Origin of the sequence: Nonomuraea rubra, from assembly GCF_014207985.1 — a bacterium.
Lineage (GTDB): Bacteria > Actinomycetota > Actinomycetes > Streptosporangiales > Streptosporangiaceae > Nonomuraea > Nonomuraea rubra.
Genome location: NZ_JACHMI010000001.1, coordinates 9068751 through 9085182 on the forward strand (window position 1 = coordinate 9068751; position 16432 = coordinate 9085182).

Sequence of the window (16432 nt, forward strand, 5' to 3'; positions counted from 1 at the left end):
GGGCTTCTACGCCCCGGCGACCTGTCTGGCGGGCTCGGCACGGGGCCAAGATCTAGGGTGATGGCAGGGGTTCGAGGGAAGGCGCCAGGGTGACGGGTGAGAGTGAGGGGATGCTGGGCGGGCTGCTGGAGGCCGCTCATCTGTCCGCGATGGAGGATCTGCCGGGCCTGGTCGCCGAGTACGGCCGGTTGGCCGGCTTCTCACAGACGATGATTTACGTAGCCGACCTGCAACAGCAACTGCTGATGCCCTTGACTGGACAACACGATGTGTTCGGAGAGCGGCTCGAGCCGATCCGGATCGACGCCACCATGGCGGGGCGTGCCTTCCGCGGCGTGGAGATCGTCGAGGCGCGGCACGTGCTGGACCCCGCCGCGCCCGAGAGTGCGCGGACGTCGCCGGCGGGCGAGGGTCCGCAGCGGCTGTGGGTGCCGTTGCTGAACGGCACCGAGCGGGTCGGCGTGCTGGGGGTGACCGTGCCGAACGGCGCAGAGGGCGCCGGGCTGCTGGTCGGCCGGCTGGCCTCGCTCGTCTCGCTGCTGGTGATCAGTAAGCGTCCGCACAGCGACTCCTATGCGCGCCTGGTGCGCGCTCAGCCGATGACGCTGTCGGCTGAGGTGTTGTGGAACCTGCTCCCGCCGGGAGCTTTCGCCAACGACCACGTGGTGGTCAGTGCCGCGCTGGAGCCCGCCTACGAGGTGGGCGGAGACGCCTACGACTATGCGATCGACGGTGACACGCTGCATTTGTCGATCTTCGACGCGATGGGACACGACACCGCGGCCGGGCTGACCGCCACCATCGCCGTCGGGTCCGGTCGCACCAGCCGCCGCCAGGGCAAGGACCTGCCCGCGACGAGTCAGGCGATCGACGCGGCGATCGCCGAGCAGTTCACGGACCGCTTCGCCACGGGTGTCCTGGCCGACCTGGACCTGCGCAGCGGCCAGCTGAGCTGGGTCAACCGAGGCCATCATCCGCCCTTGGTGATCCGAGGCGGCCAACTGGTCGCCGCCTTGACTGGCGTCCCCGATCCGCCGATGGGTTTCGGCTGGGCTCTGTCCACCGGTCTCCTGCGTTACCAGCTGGAGCCCGGGGATCGGCTGCTGTTCTACACCGACGGCGTCATCGAGGCGCAGAGTCCGGACGGGGAAGTGTTCGGGCTGGAGCGCTTCATCGACTTCATCGTCCGCCGCGAGGCCGACGGCATGTCGGCGCCGGAAACGCTGCGCCGGTTGATCCAGACCGTCCTGAAGTACCAGCGCGGCCGGCTCCAGGACGATGCCACCGTGCTGACGGTCGAGTGGCGCACCGAGCGGCAACAGCGGCTCGCCTTGGGAAGCTCCGGGGCGCCGGTAGATACACCAGGCTGAGGGCGTCCATGAGGGCGGGAAGCCTGGCGAAGACCTCGGCTACGCGGGGATGAGCCGCGATGATGGCGATGCGATCCCCCCGGCGTCGTTCAGCACGGTACGCATGGTGATGAGTGCCTGATCACGCTGAGGTCGCAGAACGACGGCGCGTTGAGATTCAGCACGGAGGGCCACTGCGCTCCGCCACGGATCACCCTGGCTGCGCCCCCCTGGCGCCCGCCGCGGGCGGCGCACCTCTCACCGAGAGCCGCTGACCCGGCTCCAGATCCCCGCGGCGCAGGGACGATTGCTGACTGAACGTCCTTGCATGAAGCCAAGGACGGCGAGGTGAGTGATGGTGAACGCCCCGCCTGCACAAGGCTCTGGCCGGCGTCCTGAAGGTGATCGGCCCAGCCGCGTGCTTTTCCGACCGATCCGGCCTCTGTCGGGCTGCTGACCACCTGCCAGGCGCGGCCGTCGAACGGGCGCACGCAGAGTTCTCCGCCCTCCAGTCCGACGGACACCGCTGACATCACGCGCCCTTCGAACCACGCGCCAGTGGCCCGAGGCGTCCACCTTGGCAAAGCCGCTCTGGAATGGCATCGCAAGCAATGGGCGAACAGCACCTGCACCCCCGGTCATGGGCCTGGCGCCTTCGTGAGTTTCCCGTGGCACGACCACGGGGTGGATTCATCCGTCGTGTGTGCCGCGGCTCGCGGCCTCGTGTGCGCTCTGCGGCCTACCGGTGGGGACCCGTGGTTCCGCGTGGGCGTGTCAGAGGTGTACGAGCACGGACAGGCCGCTGGTCGCCGCCGAGGAGGGTGTCGAACAAGGCGTGAAAGTGCGTCATGGCCTGCCGCAGTTCCTGGATGGACACCCAGCCGCTCGTGGCGCGCCCGCTGACCTCATGGGCTTGGCGGTAGTGCTCCAGAGTGCGGCTGTGCCGCAGGGACAGCTCGGAGGCCTGCTGCGCGAAGTCCTCAGTGGCATATCCGCGCTTGGCCATGACGGCCCGCACCAGCAGATCGGCCTCGCTGACCGCGGGACCCGGCTCGTTCACGAAACGCTCCTGAACCGCGGCCCATCTGTCAGCGTAGTTGCGGCGCGCGTCGGGATCGAGCGGCTGTATGTCGAGTGGCCCTGATCGCGTTCGGCGGGTCCGCAGCTCACGCTCGGCCGCCCTGCGGTCACCCGCCGCGGCGGCAGTGCGTTCGTAGTCGGGGCCGAATCGCGCTCGCAGGCGATCTCGACGCCTGCGCACCAAGAAGAAGCCGACGGCCGGCATCACCGCCACCACCCCGACGATGACAGCCACCCACATCACGGTCTCGGTGGACATGACCGCCTCCGCTCCAGGATCACCGGCGCATCCCGCCCGAAGCCAGGTAACCGGGCACTGTCAGTCAACGCCATCGACCCGGAGACGGATATGGCCGTTTTGAGCAAAGCTCATCGGCGGAGCCGATCGCAGCTCACGCCCCTCGACGAGGGTTGAATGGTGAAGCTCTCGGCGGAACCGCCTTCCTGCGTCGCGTGGCAGTACACCTCAAGGTCACGGCGGACCGCGCCGAGTGGCCAGGTCGGTGACGTCCCCGGTCGTGCTGGTGGCCGCCAGCGCGGTGGCGAACAGGATGAGCTGGTTGAGCACCTTGAGGAAGAGCAGCATCGCCACCGCTCCGGTGACGACCTGGTAGGCGGGGTTGGCGGCGGTGAGGTTGAGCAGAGCTTGGCCGAGGGTCTTGAGAATCTCCAGGCCGATCGTGATGACGAGCGCCGGCCCGATCACCCGGCGCAGCGGTAGGTGCAGCCGTGGTGGCGCGGTGAGCAGCGCCATGGCCAGCAACGTGTTGACTCCGATGCCCAGCACGAACGCCGCCACCGACAGCACCCACTGGGCGGGAGCGGCCTGCACGCCCACGGTGTTCACCGCGATCCAGGTCAGCACCCACTCGGCGGCGAAGACGACGGTGAGCGACAACGAGAGCAGTATCCCGAGCCCCGCCACCACGCCCAGGTCGATGATCTGACGCAGGAAGAAGCCGCCCGGATACTCCTCCAGCCGCCAGATCGCCCTGGTCGCCGAGCGTAGGGTGTCCATCCAGAACAGGCCCGTCAGCGGCAGCACCACGCAGGCCACCAGCCCGGCCGTTCCTCCGGCGTCGCGAAGCGCCTGGACGTCCAGGCGCGGGAAGGTGTCGCTCAGGTAGCGCTGCACCTCGGCCAGCGCGGCCGGCTGATCCAGGATGCGGCCGAGGATGGCGAACCCCAGCAGGGCCAGAGCGAACGTGGCGAAGAAAGCGTAGTACGTGAGGGCGGCCGACAGCCGGCCGGCATCGGCCTGGTCGTAGCGGATCAGGGCCCGCACCATGTGATCCAGCCACCCGTGCCGGCTCCTCGCGTTCTTCCAGCCTGCCGCCATCCGGCTGGCCCAGCCCCTGAAGGCGCTCATGGCCGAGGCCGGTACGTCGGCGGAATGCGGCCGTGAGCGCGCGCCGCGGTCGTCTCACAGAAGATGGCTCACCGTGCCGTCATGAAAGCTGGTAGAGGAGGGATAACCCTACCCATAACGCGCACTCTATTTCTCCGAACGTTTCCCTGCGCCTTGAAGCCTCAAGGCGTGCCTATCTCCGGCCGGTGGGGAAGGTTCCCGTGCATGGATCCACCTCAGGAGCACCTGTTGCGGTTAGTGCCTGCGACCTTGGCGAGGATGGCCGCGTGGTGCGCGTGTCTGATCGTCATCGGCGTCGTGGCCAACTACGTGTTCGGCTTCGTGGCGGCGATGCGCATCGTCGCCCTGCCGGTGGCGGTGGCCCTGCTGCTGACCGCGCTGCTGTTCCCGCTCACCCGGCGCCTGCGCGCGTCCGGCCTGCGGGCGATCTACGCCACCTGGATCACCATGCTCGTCGCCCTCGCTGCCTTGAGCGGGACGGGCTGGATCATCGGCGTCCGGGCCAACGCGGAGTTCCCCGGCCTGGTGACCCAGGTCAGGCAGACGGCCAAGACGGTGGAGGGCTGGCTCTATACCGGCCCGCTGAACCTGGAGCCCATCCAGCTCAGCGGCTGGGTGGACGAGATCGCCACGTTCGTCACCGAGCGGCAGCAGCAGATCACCTCGACGGTTCTCGCGGGCACCGTGGTGGTGGTCGAGGTGCTGGCCTCGATCGTGCTCCTGCTGTTCGTGACGTTCTTCCTGCTCAAGGATGGTGACCGGATCTGGTCCTGGTTCCTCAAGGGGTTCGGCCGGATGGCGCCACGGGTCGATCGGGCCGGGCGGACCGCCTGGGCCACGCTGTCCCACTACGTGCAGGGCACTGTGGCCGTAGCCGCGGTGCACGGCGTGCTCATGGGTGTGGTGCTGGCCATCATGGGCGTCCCGCTGTGGGCGGCACTGGCCGTGCTGATCTTCCTGGCCGGCTTCATCCCGATCGTCGGCATCCTCTTCGCCGGCGCGGTCGCGACGCTGGTCACGCTCGGCGCGAAGGGCCCGATCTACGCGCTGATCTTCATCGGCATCCTGATCGTCGAGCAGCAACTGGAGAACCACGTGCTCCAGCCGCTGATCGTCGGCCGGGTGCTGCACTTCCACCCGCTCGCGATCATTATCGTGCTGGCAGTCGGCGGCATCCTGGCAGGGATCGCGGGCGCGGTCGTGGCCGTGCCGATCACCGCCATTCTCTACCGGGCCGTGCCAGAGCTCTTCAAGGACGATCCGATCCCCCTCCCGGCAGGACCGGTCCCGAGACCACCGGCGCAGGCCGTACCTCCTGAGAAGCAACCCAAGCAGAAGGATTGACGGGCTCAGAGGCGGGTGGAGGCACGCTCGCGGCGGGCGCAGGTGGCGCCCGGGCCGTGGCGGGCTCACGCGGGACGCGCGCATGCCAGCTCGTTGTGGGTGTTCGTACTGGCGCCGTTCGCGGCAACGGGCACCTGCTTCATCGCCGGAGCGCGCGTGGGCGTCGCCGGCCGGGGAAGGGCGGGGAAGGGCGGGCTGCCGTCACAGCTCGCCTCGGCGGGCTTGCGGGTGGCCGGGGCCGGTCACGCCATGATCGGGAAGCGGTGGTCCAGGCCGGCGGTGCGCAGCAGCCGGGCCATGAACGGGGGAAGGCCGGTCAGGGCCAGCGTGATGCCCTGGGCCCGGGCACGGCCTTGCACGCCGACCAGCACGCCGAGCCCGCCGGGCCCGCAGAAGGTGACCCGGGACAGGTCCAGGACGAGCAGGTCGCTGCTGTGCGCGAGGGTGTTGATCAGTCGCTGGCGCAGCTGCGCTGTGGTGAAGAGGCCGATGTTCCCGGACAGCCGCACGAGGGTCGGCACCGGGGCGGTCGCCCCGGCGAGTGGGGCGATGTCGATGACGGTCATGAAGGTTTCCTCACTGGAGAAGCCGAATGGACGGGATGCCTGCCGGCCGGAGAGATCGGGCCGCCGCCAGTAAGGGCGGTGCCTGGACCGCTCGATCCGGCCGGCAGGCGGCACGTGGGTCACACCGGTGCCGACGGTCGGTTGGTGGAGGTGGCCGTCTCCTGCCGAGGAGAGACCCCGGCCTCGTGGTCTCAGTCGGCTGAGCTGCCGGCGGTCACCGTACGGAGGGTCGGGCGCGCCGCGGGTCGGGATGGCAGGGTCGCCAGGTTGAGGATGTCGTCGGGCGTCAGGCCGGCGGTGTCCTGGGTGGCGAGTTTGAGCGTGGCCTGCGCAGCGTCGGCGGCGGTGCCCGAGGGGATGATCAGCAAGACGACCGGCTCTCCGGCGGCGAAGCTGAGAGTGATCAGGCGCGGGTCGGTGTGGCGTGACCAGCTGATGCGGATCTGGCGGCCGCGAGCGGGGATGCGGCGAGGGAGGCTCTGCCACGTGTCGCCATGGACGCTGATGCCGAGCGTGACGCGATCAAGCAGCCGGTCGACGGCGGCGATGAGGCCAGGCAGTTCGGCGGCCGCATCGCGGGAGTAGGGCCACCAGGCCCCGTTCACCACGGCGCGCCGATTCGGCACCGGGTGGAGGCTGAGCCGTAGCGCGGAATCGGCGCGGGGGATCGCCGATGAGGCGGAGCTGAGCGGTGCGGGCTGAGAAAGAAGTGTCAGCGTCATGTCGCCTACCCTGTCCAGGCCCCAAGAGGCCGGTGGTGGTTCGCCGCGGGTGACGCAGACCTGAATGCCAACGCTCGAAAAATCCTCGGTATTTTCATTCTACCTCATACCTTCCGAAATCATGCGGTTCCGGAAGTGCGCTGGCGCCATTTCCTCCCCGTTCGATGAGAAAGCTGATCACAGCAGGATCGCGATGTCGGGGTTTTCGATCGATGACGTGAAGAGCTACGTCGCCGAGGTGGTGCGCCGATACCACACGACGATCCGATCTCCCTGACGGCGGCTCAACTTCGGGCAGCAAGCCCTACCGGGAGCAGGCTCGCCGGTCAGCGGTTCCGGCGGCGGCGCCGATTGGCCAGGCGGCGGAGCTGGGCGATGCGGGCGGTGCCGAGCACCAGGGTGACCAGGATCCCCGCTGAGCGTGGCGATCAGCATCGCGACCGCGAGCGGCAGGGTGCCGTGTACTCAGGAAGGACACCTGCGTGGCGGTGGTGTTCTGCGGCATGAAGGCGATGAAGGCGACGGACACGAGCGCGGCGGCCCACACGCCCGCCCAGGCCACGCTGGTGCGGGTGTGCCCGGCGCGCCAGGCGGGCGATCACCACAGTGGCCGGCCAGGCGGTCAGCGCCACACCAGCAAGGCTGATATGAAATACCCGCGCTGTGATGCGAGAATATTGGGGCACATCACCGCACAGGCCGAACTTTTCGCGATGTGCGATTGATGATCAGCTCTTGTCGCAAATCACATCGTCACTGGAGAATTCGATCGCGCCCGGCCCCGTGTTCGCCGCGACGGCCTGGGCATCGGCGGAAGACAGACCAGTACCCGAGGAAGAACGGCGACGAGCCCGCAGCCTCGCAATCGCCGCAGCTGATGAGGCTAGCTGGGATTGCGTGTTTCCGCCGAGCCGGCTGAGCACCTTGACTGGTAAGTGACCAGTCGGCGCACCTTGCGTCGCTGTCACCGTGAGGGGGTCGTGATGACCCTGGACGCACAAGGAACGGACGCGACCGACCGTGCAGGCCTGAATGGTCAGGCCCCGCGCTGCGATCACATCGACCAGCTCCCCCAGGTGCAGTATGGACCGGCCGAGTGCAAGGAATGTCTGACCCTCGACCGGCCCTGGACGCGCCTGCTGGTGTGCCTGATTTGTGGCTGGGTGGCCTGTTCCGACGACTCACAGGGCGGGCACGCCCGCGCCCACTACGAGGAGACCGACCATCCGGTCGTCGCCACCCTGGAATCGAGATCGACCTGGCGCTGGTGTTACGTGCACCGCCGCACCGTATGAACGAGACGCAGGAGACCCATGACCATTTCCGAACAGGCGGTGCAACACCGTCAGGACTACGACGGCGCATCGCCCTTCCCCGGGGCAGAAGAACACGCTCCAGCAGGCAGGCTCCAGGTAGGACTGACCGCGACGATCGTGGTGGTGCCGTTCGTCGCGCTCGGCGTCGCGATCGCCCTGGCGTGGGGGCAGGGCGTCACACTCACCGATCTGCTGCTCGCCGCCGTCCTGTACGTGGTCACCGGTCTGGGGGTGACGGTCGGCTTCCATCGGCTGCTCACGCATGCCTCCTTCACCGCCCGGCCCTGGCTGCGCGTGGTGCTGGCGGTCGCCGGGTCGATGGCCTTCCAGGGCAACGTCGTGGACTGGGTGGCGGTGCATCGCCGCCATCACGCCTTCACCGACCGGCCGGGCGATCCGCACTCCCCCTACCGGTACGGCACGGGACTGCGCGGGCAGCTTCGGGGGCTTGCCCACGCCCACCTGGGCTGGCTGTTCGCCGACGACCCGACCCCCGCCGAACGCTACGCCCCGGACCTGCTGGCGGATCCCGCCATGAGACGAGTGGCACGCGCTTTCCCGGCGCTGTGCGCGCTGTCGCTGGCGCTGCCGTTCCTGGCCGGCTGGGCGATCACCGGCACCCTGTACGGCGCCCTGACCGCCTTCCTGTGGGCCGGCCTGATCCGCATCGCGCTCCTCCAGCACGTCACCTGGAGCGTCAACTCCCTGTGCCATGTCATCGGCGCACGGCCCTTCAAGACCCGCCGTCACGACCGCTCGACGAACCTGTGGCCGCTGGCCCTGCTGTCCTTCGGCGAAAGCTGGCACAACGGCCACCACAGCGAGCCGAGCTGCGCCCGGCACGGCCTGAACCGGGGCCAGTTCGACCCGTCCGCAGCCGTGATCGGCCTGTTCGAGCGGCTCGGCTGGGCGGGCAAGGTGCACTGGCCCGACCCCGAACGGATCCAGCGCCGTCGCGCCGGCCCACAGAGGCAAGCCCACGCGCCGACCGGAGACTGATCGATGAGCCTGTCGGTTCCGCTGCCAACCGGTCCCGTTCCATGGACAAAGAGGAATCACATGGTCGCGGTCCTTGGGATACACCGCGCTCATCGGTTCCGGTGATAACCGGAACCGCCCTTTGCTCATTTCCCCCGACCAGTGCGGTGCGGACACTGGGAGTCCAAACCGCCTGACCGCGGCGGAGCAGTGAGGAAGATCGCGATGAGCCTACAGTGGGAGATCAGCAACAAGGTCCAGATCGTCAAGCGCTGGGCCAGGCAGCGCTTCGGCCGCGTCAACGGCAACCGGCCTCGGCAGATCGCGGGCAAGAGCGATCAGACTGCGGGCAGGCTGAAGCAGACCGGCGGGAAGACCGGCGACGCCGGTAAGCGCTGATCCCGCTTCGACAGCCCGCCCGGCGGGTCCTGCGTCCCGAGTTGGGATCCCGCCTGAACCTCGGCGGACTCCACAATGACCCCATCCGACGGACCCCATCGTCTCCGCGGCGGTGACGATCCTGGCCGCCCCCCTCAACTGCCTCGGCATGAATCCGAAGATCGCCTGCCACACACCTCAGTCCAGCGCATGGGGTCAGGCCCGCCTCCAGAACTTCACTCGCTCACGAGGCACCCTAGAGTGGGAGACGACGGCCCGGAACGGCGTCGCCCGGACAGAGAGGGGTGGCGGGCATGGAGTTACGGCAGTTGCGCTACTTCGTGACGCTGGCCGAAGAGCTGCATTTCGGCCGCGCGGCCGCCCGCGAGCACATCGTGCAGTCGGCGCTGAGCCAGCAGATCCAGCGGCTGGAACGCGAGCTGGACGTGCGGCTGCTGGACCGCAGCACCCACCACGTCGATCTGACCCCCGCCGGTGCCGCCTTCCTCGTCGAGGCGCGGCAGATCCTCGACCACGTCAGCAGGGCCGCGCAGGCCGCCCGCAACGCCGCCGCGTCGGTGCCCGCGCTGCGCGTCGGCATCATCGACGCCGGTTACGACACCATGCCGCAGATCCTGCGCGAACTCCAGGACAACCATCCCGACATCACCATCCACCAAGTCGAAGCAGGCAGCCCCGAGCAGTACCGGCAACTGGCCGACGGCCGCCTGGACATCGCCATCGGACATGCCTCGCAGACCCCGGCCGAGGTGACCTCGAAGCTCATCAGGCTCGATCCGCTCGGCGTGCTGGTGCCCGATGACCACCGCTTCGCCGCTCTCGCCGGCGTGCCCGTCGCCGCCCTCGCCGGCGAGCTGCTGTTGCTGGGCGAGGAGTCGCAGACGCCGGAGCTCAACCAGCTCGTGCTCGCGCTGTGCCGTTCGGCCGGGTTCACGCCCGCCCTCTACGAGGGCACCGTCGAGAGCTCCCGGGCCGCTGCCGACCTCGTCCTTCAGCACCGCTGCGTGTCCTGTGTCCCCTCCTCCTTCCGCTCCTCCAACCGGCCCGGCACCACCTGGCGGCCTCTGGCCGAGCCCGCGACGCACTACCCGTGGTCACTGCTGTGGCACCAGGACAACCCCTCTCCCCACATCGCCACCGTCATCAACAGCGCCAGGCACCTCGCCCAACAGCTCGGCTGGCTGGAGCCTGCCGCCCCGTTCACCCAGCCGGCACCCCGCGAAGACGCTCCGACAGCCGCCGGCCACAGCGACGAGAACGTTTGACGCACGCGCTCCGACCGCTGTGCGCAGCCCGACATCCTGGTGATCGGTTCTGGAGCTGGATCGATCCCGGATCGCCTGCTTCAGGCGGCCGACAAGCTCGTCTGCGGCCCGGTGACCCAGCCGGGCGCACCGCCGGCACCTCCGGCGCCGCTGCTCAACCGCGATCCTGCCGGCTGACTCAGCACGACGGTCACCGGCGCAGGCTGCACATCCCCGGCCAAGTCCTCATGGCCGCACCACCGCGACGGAGCTGCGTGCACCGTGCAAGACCCCGAGAGTGACGGATCCGAGCATCACGGTGCCGATCGCCCCTCTGCCCTGAGAACCCACGACGACCAGATCCGCCTGGGCGGAAGCGCGGACGAGAGCATCGACGGGGTGGGCGCGACGCACGTCCTCGATCACGGGGACCTGCGGGTATCGCTGCCGCCATCCCCGGAGGATGACGGCCGCGCTCCGGCACTGGGTGGCGTGGATCTCGTCCAGGTCATGGGCGCTTTCGGGGATGTGAGCGTGTGCCAGCGGTTGCCAGGCGTAGAGCGCGCGTAGCGTGCTCGCCCGGAGCATCGCCTGCTCGAAGGCGTAACGGAGGGCGGGTCCGCAGGCGTGATAGTCCTCCAGCCCGACGACGACCTCCCCGTGGGCGGTGTCGGGGCCGGATCGGACGACGACCACCGGGCCGTGCGCGTACCCGGCCACGTGGGTGCTCACCGAGCCCAGCACGGCCCCGGGGAATCCGCCGAGCCCGCCGGCGCCGATCACGACCTCGGCGGAGTCACCGGTCTGGCTGCGCAACACCGCCGCGGCGGCGCCCTGAAGCAGCTCGCAGTCGACGCCCCCGCGCGAGCGGCATCGTCTGCCGCCCACTCGACGGCCGCGGTCGCGGCATCCGAACCGTCCGCACCCACGACAATGACATGATTCATGGCTACTCCAGATTTGCGCCTGAGATTTACTGATCGCTGGAAGCGAGAATAAGCCGGACTCGGACCGGCATGTTTTCGGTGTCGTCGACGATCACCGCGGTCAGCGCTTGAACATTCTTCCGAATTTCCGCCGCGCTGCCGTGGATTGTTTCCGGTCCGACCGGCCATGCCTTTCGACTCCAGATGCCGGTTTCCGGTGGCGCGGCCTGTCCCAGGCTGACCTTCCTGGAGAGCGCGGGAAACAGGTGATCGCCGGCCTGGCCATCACCGCAATCGATAACAGCGTCGATTCCCTGTTGACACCTTCAGATCTCTCCCTGGTCGCAGAACGAGGTAGAATAGAAATACCGAGGACATTTCGAGCGTTGGCATTCAGGTTGGCGTCGCCCGCGGCGATAGACCACTTCCGGCCTCCCGACGAGGGGCCTGACAGGCCAGGCAAGCATGATGACGACACTCCTCTCCCCGTCCAGCCCTGCTCTCGCGGCCCAGTCCGCGCCCAGGCTCAGCCTGAACACCGTTCTCGACCGGCGAGGCACGGTCGACGGGGCATGGTGGCCGCGCACCCGCGATGCCGCCGCCGAACTGCCTTCCCTCATCGCCGCCGTGGACCAGCGGCTCGGAAGGGCCGTCCTGCGCGTGGGCCTGCATCTGGACGCCTGGGATCGCATCCCGCGCCGTATCCCGGCCCGGGGCCGTCAGGTCAGGGTGGGCTGGTTCCGCAGCGCTGACCCGCACCTGATCACCTTGAGTATCGCGGGAACCGTGCCCATCACCCTGCTGGTCATCCCGCCTCGCACCGCGGCCGGCCACGCCATGGCCGCGCTCGCGCTCGCCGCCGCGGGCACGACCGGCGTCCGTCCCGCCGACATCCTCCACCCCACGGCACCGGAGGAGGGCTCACCTGGCCGGGACGGCTCAGCCGCCTGGGAGAACGAAGGCGGCCGCGTCACCGATCCCGCGCCCGTACGGCCCGCCACCGCCTAGCCTCACGCCGGCTCCTGGCCATCCCGCACCTCCTGATCGCCGAGATCCTGTTCGGCGGCAGCGCCTGGATCGGCCGGGCAGGCCGGAGAGGTGGAGCTGGGGCGGCGGCGGCCTGGTCGCTCTGCTCGTCCTGATCACCGGGTTCGCGCTCGCCATCACCGGCCGTTGTCCCCGGCCGCAGTTCGACCTCATCCTCGGGCTGAACCGCTGAGGGCTGCAGGTCGCCCGCTACGCGGCCCAGATGACCGACCGATATCCGCCCTTCGGCCTCGATCTCGGCGGAGACGACCCGCCCTCCGAGCAGGCAGCCTGCCGCATGCTCCACCCCCGACAACGGTTGACCTACGGGTCGCGCAGCAGATCGTGACGGAGTGGCGCATGCGCGCGCCCGGGGTCCGTCCGGTGCTCATGTCAAGGAGACAGGCCACGGAACGGATCCGCCACGACCGTGACCAGCGGGACGGCGCTCACCACCGGTGCAGCCATCGGGAGCGCATCGCCGACCCTGACCCCGGCCACGGTCACCGCGCACCTCGCGATCATCATCCCGCCACGCCGCGAGCGCGGCCCCCGCTATACCCCTGCAGCCCGGCAGTGGCCGACCGAACCTGGAATCGGCCGTACGTCCCTGCCCCTGTCCGGCACGGGCCTCGTGGCTGACTCTCTCCGAAGGCAACTGGAGTCGGATCATGCCCTGGAGGCGTGTCCTGCCGGTGACGGGCTGAGTGCGATCTGAATCCGGGCTAGTAACGGTGCGGGCCGACGTGCCCCTTGAACAGCAGGCACGGCGCCGGCTCGTCACCGTAAGGGGAGCGCGGGTCGGGGTCAGGGTCGGCGCGTTCGGCCGGGCACGGCGGCAGCGTGACCAGTTCGCGGGCGCGGATGTCCCAGCGGATCCAGATGAACCGGTCGGGTCCGGGTAGCAGCTGGACGTGCGCCGCGTGGGCGCCCGCATGACCTGGCTCCAGCTCACACCCGTAGACGGCCTTGCGGCCGTGCCTGCCGCCCTCGGCCAGCGGAGCCCACTCGGCGTCGGTGAGCACGTTGTAGTGAGGGCAGTCCTGCTCACCGGTGTGCCGTTGCAGCCCGGTGGCGAGCGCGCCCGCGAGGCCCGCCGCGGTGAAAACCTGATGGACGGCACTGTGGACCCGCTCGACGTCGTCGTCGCTCAGCTCCACCGCACCGAGCTGGTCGGCCAGCAGCCGCACGTGGGTGGCGAAGTGCCGGCAGGCGTCGACGAGCGCCGTCACCGGAGCCACCGCGTCATGCGGCGGGTCGGTAGGCACATCGCGATGCGTCACAACACCCACACTACGCCGCCCATCAGCCAGGCACGGCGGCGACACCTGCTCCTCTCCGTGACCGCCGTTCAGTTCGGCCTGGCACCCCGGCCGAGATCCGCGACGTCCGTCTGATCACTGCGAGCCCGCGGCTCGGCTGCCGTCCGTGCAGGAATCCGGGCGGCGATCTGCACGACGTCGCTGTGTTCACCTTCGCCGGTGAAATGGTGCTGATTTTCTGGCTGTTCATCAGCGGTCGCGGGCTGACCACGCGGCCAGGGGCCGGCATCTACCTGCTCATGCAGTCGCAGGACCGTCGGGACCCTGTTCCAGCGGCGGCGCCTGGATCGGCTGGCAGGCCGGCGGTCAGGCGTGGAGCCTGGGGCGGCGGTGGGCTGCGTCGGCGCACGCCGGGAGAGCGCATCCCGACGGTGGAGGGCGGAGTGCGATCCGTGCCATACCCTGGGTTACGGCTGAGAGTACTTCTCCGATGTCTCGGAGGCGACCAGCCATGATGAGAGAGCGAGACACGACATGAGCAGTGCTCGCAACACCGAGGTTCAAGCCACAGGGGATCCAGCCCAGCCGGATGAGGCCGATGAGCGGCCCGATCACGCGGCCAACGCGCAGTGGCTGAAGGACAACCCCGACGCCATGCCGCAAGTGGGCGACGGCCGGTGGGCCGTCTACGACCGCACCGGCCGTCTGCGCGGCCACCTCGTCGGCAACGGCCCGACGCGCGACACCCGCTTCCAGGCGATCAGCGCGACAACCGAAGGGTTGCCTGTCGACCAGGCGCCGGCCTGCGGCATCACTCTTCACGACGCCGGGGCTCGCCTTCTCGACATGACGTGGGCGGACGCGGCCGATGCGATCACGGGTGACCGGGCGCTGTAAGCACGGCGATTCCTGGCGAAAGGCAGCGATCATGGAGCGTGACGGTCGGCCTATGAGGCGGTGTCCGACGAGCTCTCCGGCTGAGGGCTCGACTACCCCGCGGGGATGAACCATCCGATCTCGCCGGTGGCGAGGCCTGCGGCGGATCAGCAGCCACCGGTCAGGCTGCTCACGACCGGCGTGGCTCGTAGGCCTCGGTAACCCGATGCCGGGCCGGTCTCTGCACCGACGGCGCCGGTTATCAGCTCCGGAGATGAGCTGCGCATGAATTGCCCGTTTCCTCCAGCCGTGTACTCCTGTGCGCTGAAGGGGCAGCCGGATCTCGATTTCCCACGCTGCTGGCCGCCTGATCGATGACTTCGCAGGAGAGTCCCATGACCGAGAACACCGAGACCAAGCCCCCTATCGTCCTCATTCATGGCCTGTGGCTGACCCCGCGCGCCTGGGAGCACTGGATCGAGCGCTACGCCGGACGCGGTCACCAGGTGTCCGCCCCGGCCTGGCCCGGCATGGAGATCGAGGTCGAAGCCCTGCGCAAGAACCCCGACGTCATGAACGGCCTGGGCATCACCGAAGTCGTCGACTTCTACGAAAAGATCGTCCGCGAGCAGGCCCGGCCCCCCATCATCGTCGGCCATTCCCTCGGCGGCCTGATCACCCAGGTCCTGCTGGGCCGCGGCCTCGGCGCCGCCGGCGTCGCGATCCACCCCACTCCGATCAAGGGCGTGCTGAGACTGCCGCTCAGCAGCCTGCGCTCAGCCTTCCCGGTCCTGTCCAACCCCGGCAACCGCTCCCGCACCGTGGCACTGAGCGCCCGGCAGTTCCGTTACGCGTTCACCAACACCTTGACCCCGCAGGAATCGGAGGCTATCTACCAGCGCTACCACGTACCCGCCCCCGGCCGCCCTCTGTTCCAGGCCGCCGCCGCCAACCTGCAACGGCACTCCGCAACCAGTGTCGACGTGCACAACGACACCCGCGCCCCGCTGCTCCTGATCGCCGGCGGCGCCGATCACACCGTCCCCGCCACCCTGGTACGGCAGACCTACCAGCGCTATCGCAAGTCCCGTGCGGTCACCGACTACCACGAATTCGCCCGCATGCCGCACTTCGCCCTCGGCGCCCCCCAATGGGAACGCGTCGCCGACCACGCCCTCCACTGGGCGGTGCGGTACATCACGAGACACCCCAGCAACAACCGCGGCGACACACGGTAGGCGCCGCCACGCTGGTCGGCCCAGCCTTGTGCCGAGTCATCCGGAGGCAGGCGCGATGAGCGAAGAGGAACTGACCGGCGTCACCTTCCACCAACCTCGCTGATCTGCCCTGACAGCCCCTATCAGCGGGTTATCGGCGCCGTGAGAGCGCCCCAGGCCACCATCGTCCTCAGCATCACCAAGCAACCAGAGCTGAGGAGAACCCGACATGATGACCTTCACCGCGATCCTGCAACTGCTCGTCGCCCTCGCCTTCCTGAGCATCCCGCTGGTCCGTCACCGCTTCGGCGGCAGCGCGAAGGCGAACGCCGAGGCGGAGCTGCGCCGCCAGGGCGTCCCGGTCACCGTGCTGGCCGAGAACAAGCTCAGCTTCGACGCCAGCGGCCACGAGACCGCGGTCCCCGTCACCGTCGCCGCCGTCATGGTGGCCGTGGCCACGCTCAACCTGCTGGCCAACCCCTGGGGAGAGACGCTGACCTGGGTCTTCCAGACGATCGTCCTCCTCGGCAACGTCCTCATCGTCTACAGCAACCTGACCGCGGCGAAGTCCGTCCAGGCGGCCTTCAAGCGCAAGGGCGACCCCGTGCTGCAGCGCATCGACGTCAGGGCCCTGCTCAAGGCGGCCGAGAAGGGCTTCCCCGCCTGGGTGTGGGTCCTGCAGAACGTCCGCAACGTCGTGGTGTTCGCAGGCTCCGCGCTGGCCCTGGCAGCCGCGGCCATCGCCTGACGGCGGTCGT

At 69.1% G+C, this 16432-nt stretch carries 18 protein-coding genes; 11 read left to right on the forward strand and 7 right to left on the reverse strand.

Annotated elements, in window-relative coordinates; all coding sequences use genetic code 11:
* The first annotated feature begins 110 nt into the window (after positions 1–110).
* Complete coding sequence (locus HD593_RS41340; RefSeq protein WP_185107810.1) at positions 111–1370, forward strand: PP2C family protein-serine/threonine phosphatase; 1260 nt, start codon at positions 111–113, stop codon at positions 1368–1370.
* Between the two features lie 718 nt (positions 1371–2088).
* Here HD593_RS41340 and HD593_RS41345 read toward each other — a convergent pair.
* Together HD593_RS41345 and HD593_RS41350 are read right to left on the reverse strand one after the other, a co-directional pair.
* Positions 2089–2688 carry a hypothetical protein gene (locus tag HD593_RS41345; RefSeq protein WP_185107812.1) on the reverse strand — a complete coding sequence of 200 codons (600 nt, stop codon included), beginning with the start codon at positions 2686–2688 and terminating at the stop codon, positions 2089–2091.
* A 213-nt stretch (positions 2689–2901) separates the two neighbouring features.
* Positions 2902–3798, reverse strand: a complete 897-nt coding sequence (locus HD593_RS41350; RefSeq protein ID WP_185107814.1) for a YihY/virulence factor BrkB family protein — start codon at positions 3796–3798, stop codon at positions 2902–2904.
* A gap of 258 nt (positions 3799–4056) precedes the next feature.
* On the opposite strand from HD593_RS41350, the gene HD593_RS41355 reads away from it, so the two are divergent.
* Positions 4057–5142: an AI-2E family transporter gene (locus HD593_RS41355; RefSeq protein WP_246546990.1), complete on the forward strand. Its 1086-nt coding sequence runs from the start codon at positions 4057–4059 to the stop codon at positions 5140–5142.
* Between the two features lie 242 nt (positions 5143–5384).
* Here the strand turns inward: HD593_RS41355 and HD593_RS41360 are convergent, their stop codons facing one another.
* Both HD593_RS41360 and HD593_RS41365 read right to left on the reverse strand, forming a co-directional pair.
* Positions 5385–5708, reverse strand: coding sequence for an STAS domain-containing protein (locus HD593_RS41360; protein ID WP_185107818.1), 324 nt, complete (start codon positions 5706–5708; stop codon positions 5385–5387).
* 191 nt (positions 5709–5899) lie between these two features.
* Entirely contained in the window at positions 5900–6430 is a 531-nt protein-coding gene (locus HD593_RS41365) for a DUF5994 family protein (RefSeq protein ID WP_185107820.1), read from the reverse strand.
* Positions 6431–6912: 482 nt separating this feature from the next.
* Here HD593_RS41365 and HD593_RS41370 point away from each other — a divergent pair, with 482 nt between their 5' ends.
* The 5 genes from HD593_RS41370 (at position 6913) to HD593_RS41390 (ending at position 10388) form a co-directional block, all read left to right on the forward strand.
* The gene (locus HD593_RS41370) at positions 6913–7155 is read left to right on the forward strand and encodes a hypothetical protein (protein WP_185107822.1); all 243 of its coding nucleotides are present in this window, start codon (positions 6913–6915) and stop codon (positions 7153–7155) included.
* A gap of 258 nt (positions 7156–7413) precedes the next feature.
* On the forward strand, positions 7414–7725 hold the full coding sequence (locus tag HD593_RS41375) for a UBP-type zinc finger domain-containing protein (RefSeq protein WP_185107824.1): 312 nt from the start codon (positions 7414–7416) through the stop codon (positions 7723–7725).
* An 18-nt stretch (positions 7726–7743) separates the two neighbouring features.
* Complete coding sequence (locus tag HD593_RS41380; protein ID WP_185107826.1) at positions 7744–8745, forward strand: acyl-CoA desaturase; 1002 nt, start codon at positions 7744–7746, stop codon at positions 8743–8745.
* A gap of 204 nt (positions 8746–8949) precedes the next feature.
* Entirely contained in the window at positions 8950–9123 is a 174-nt protein-coding gene (locus HD593_RS41385) for a CsbD family protein (protein ID WP_185107828.1), read from the forward strand.
* 293 nt (positions 9124–9416) lie between these two features.
* Positions 9417–10388, forward strand: a complete 972-nt coding sequence (locus HD593_RS41390; RefSeq protein WP_185107830.1) for a LysR family transcriptional regulator — start codon at positions 9417–9419, stop codon at positions 10386–10388.
* A gap of 225 nt (positions 10389–10613) precedes the next feature.
* Here HD593_RS41390 and HD593_RS41395 read toward each other — a convergent pair whose 3' ends face one another.
* Both HD593_RS41395 and HD593_RS64985 read right to left on the reverse strand, forming a co-directional pair.
* On the reverse strand, positions 10614–11255 hold the full coding sequence (locus tag HD593_RS41395) for a universal stress protein (RefSeq protein ID WP_312904081.1): 642 nt from the start codon (positions 11253–11255) through the stop codon (positions 10614–10616).
* Positions 11147–11482, reverse strand: a complete 336-nt coding sequence (locus HD593_RS64985; protein WP_341850708.1) for a universal stress protein — start codon at positions 11480–11482, stop codon at positions 11147–11149. Before HD593_RS64985 ends, HD593_RS41395 begins: the two co-directional genes overlap by 109 nt.
* A 276-nt stretch (positions 11483–11758) precedes the next feature.
* Here HD593_RS64985 and HD593_RS41400 point away from each other — a divergent pair, with 276 nt between their 5' ends.
* Positions 11759–12301 (forward strand): DUF5994 family protein, encoded by a 543-nt coding sequence (locus HD593_RS41400; RefSeq protein WP_185107832.1) that lies wholly within the window; start codon positions 11759–11761, stop codon positions 12299–12301.
* A gap of 743 nt (positions 12302–13044) precedes the next feature.
* Here HD593_RS41400 and HD593_RS41405 read toward each other — a convergent pair.
* Entirely contained in the window at positions 13045–13602 is a 558-nt protein-coding gene (locus tag HD593_RS41405; RefSeq protein WP_185107834.1) for a hypothetical protein, read from the reverse strand.
* Between the two features lie 513 nt (positions 13603–14115).
* Between HD593_RS41405 and HD593_RS41410 the strand changes: the two genes are divergently transcribed.
* The 3 genes from HD593_RS41410 (at position 14116) to HD593_RS41420 (ending at position 16422) form a co-directional block, all read left to right on the forward strand.
* Positions 14116–14478 (forward strand): hypothetical protein, encoded by a 363-nt coding sequence (locus tag HD593_RS41410; RefSeq protein WP_185107836.1) that lies wholly within the window; start codon positions 14116–14118, stop codon positions 14476–14478.
* Positions 14479–14852: 374 nt separating this feature from the next.
* On the forward strand, positions 14853–15695 hold the full coding sequence (locus HD593_RS41415) for an alpha/beta hydrolase (RefSeq protein ID WP_185107838.1): 843 nt from the start codon (positions 14853–14855) through the stop codon (positions 15693–15695).
* Between the two features lie 208 nt (positions 15696–15903).
* Entirely contained in the window at positions 15904–16422 is a 519-nt protein-coding gene (locus HD593_RS41420) for a hypothetical protein (RefSeq protein ID WP_185107841.1), read from the forward strand.
* Positions 16423–16432 lie beyond the last annotated feature (10 nt).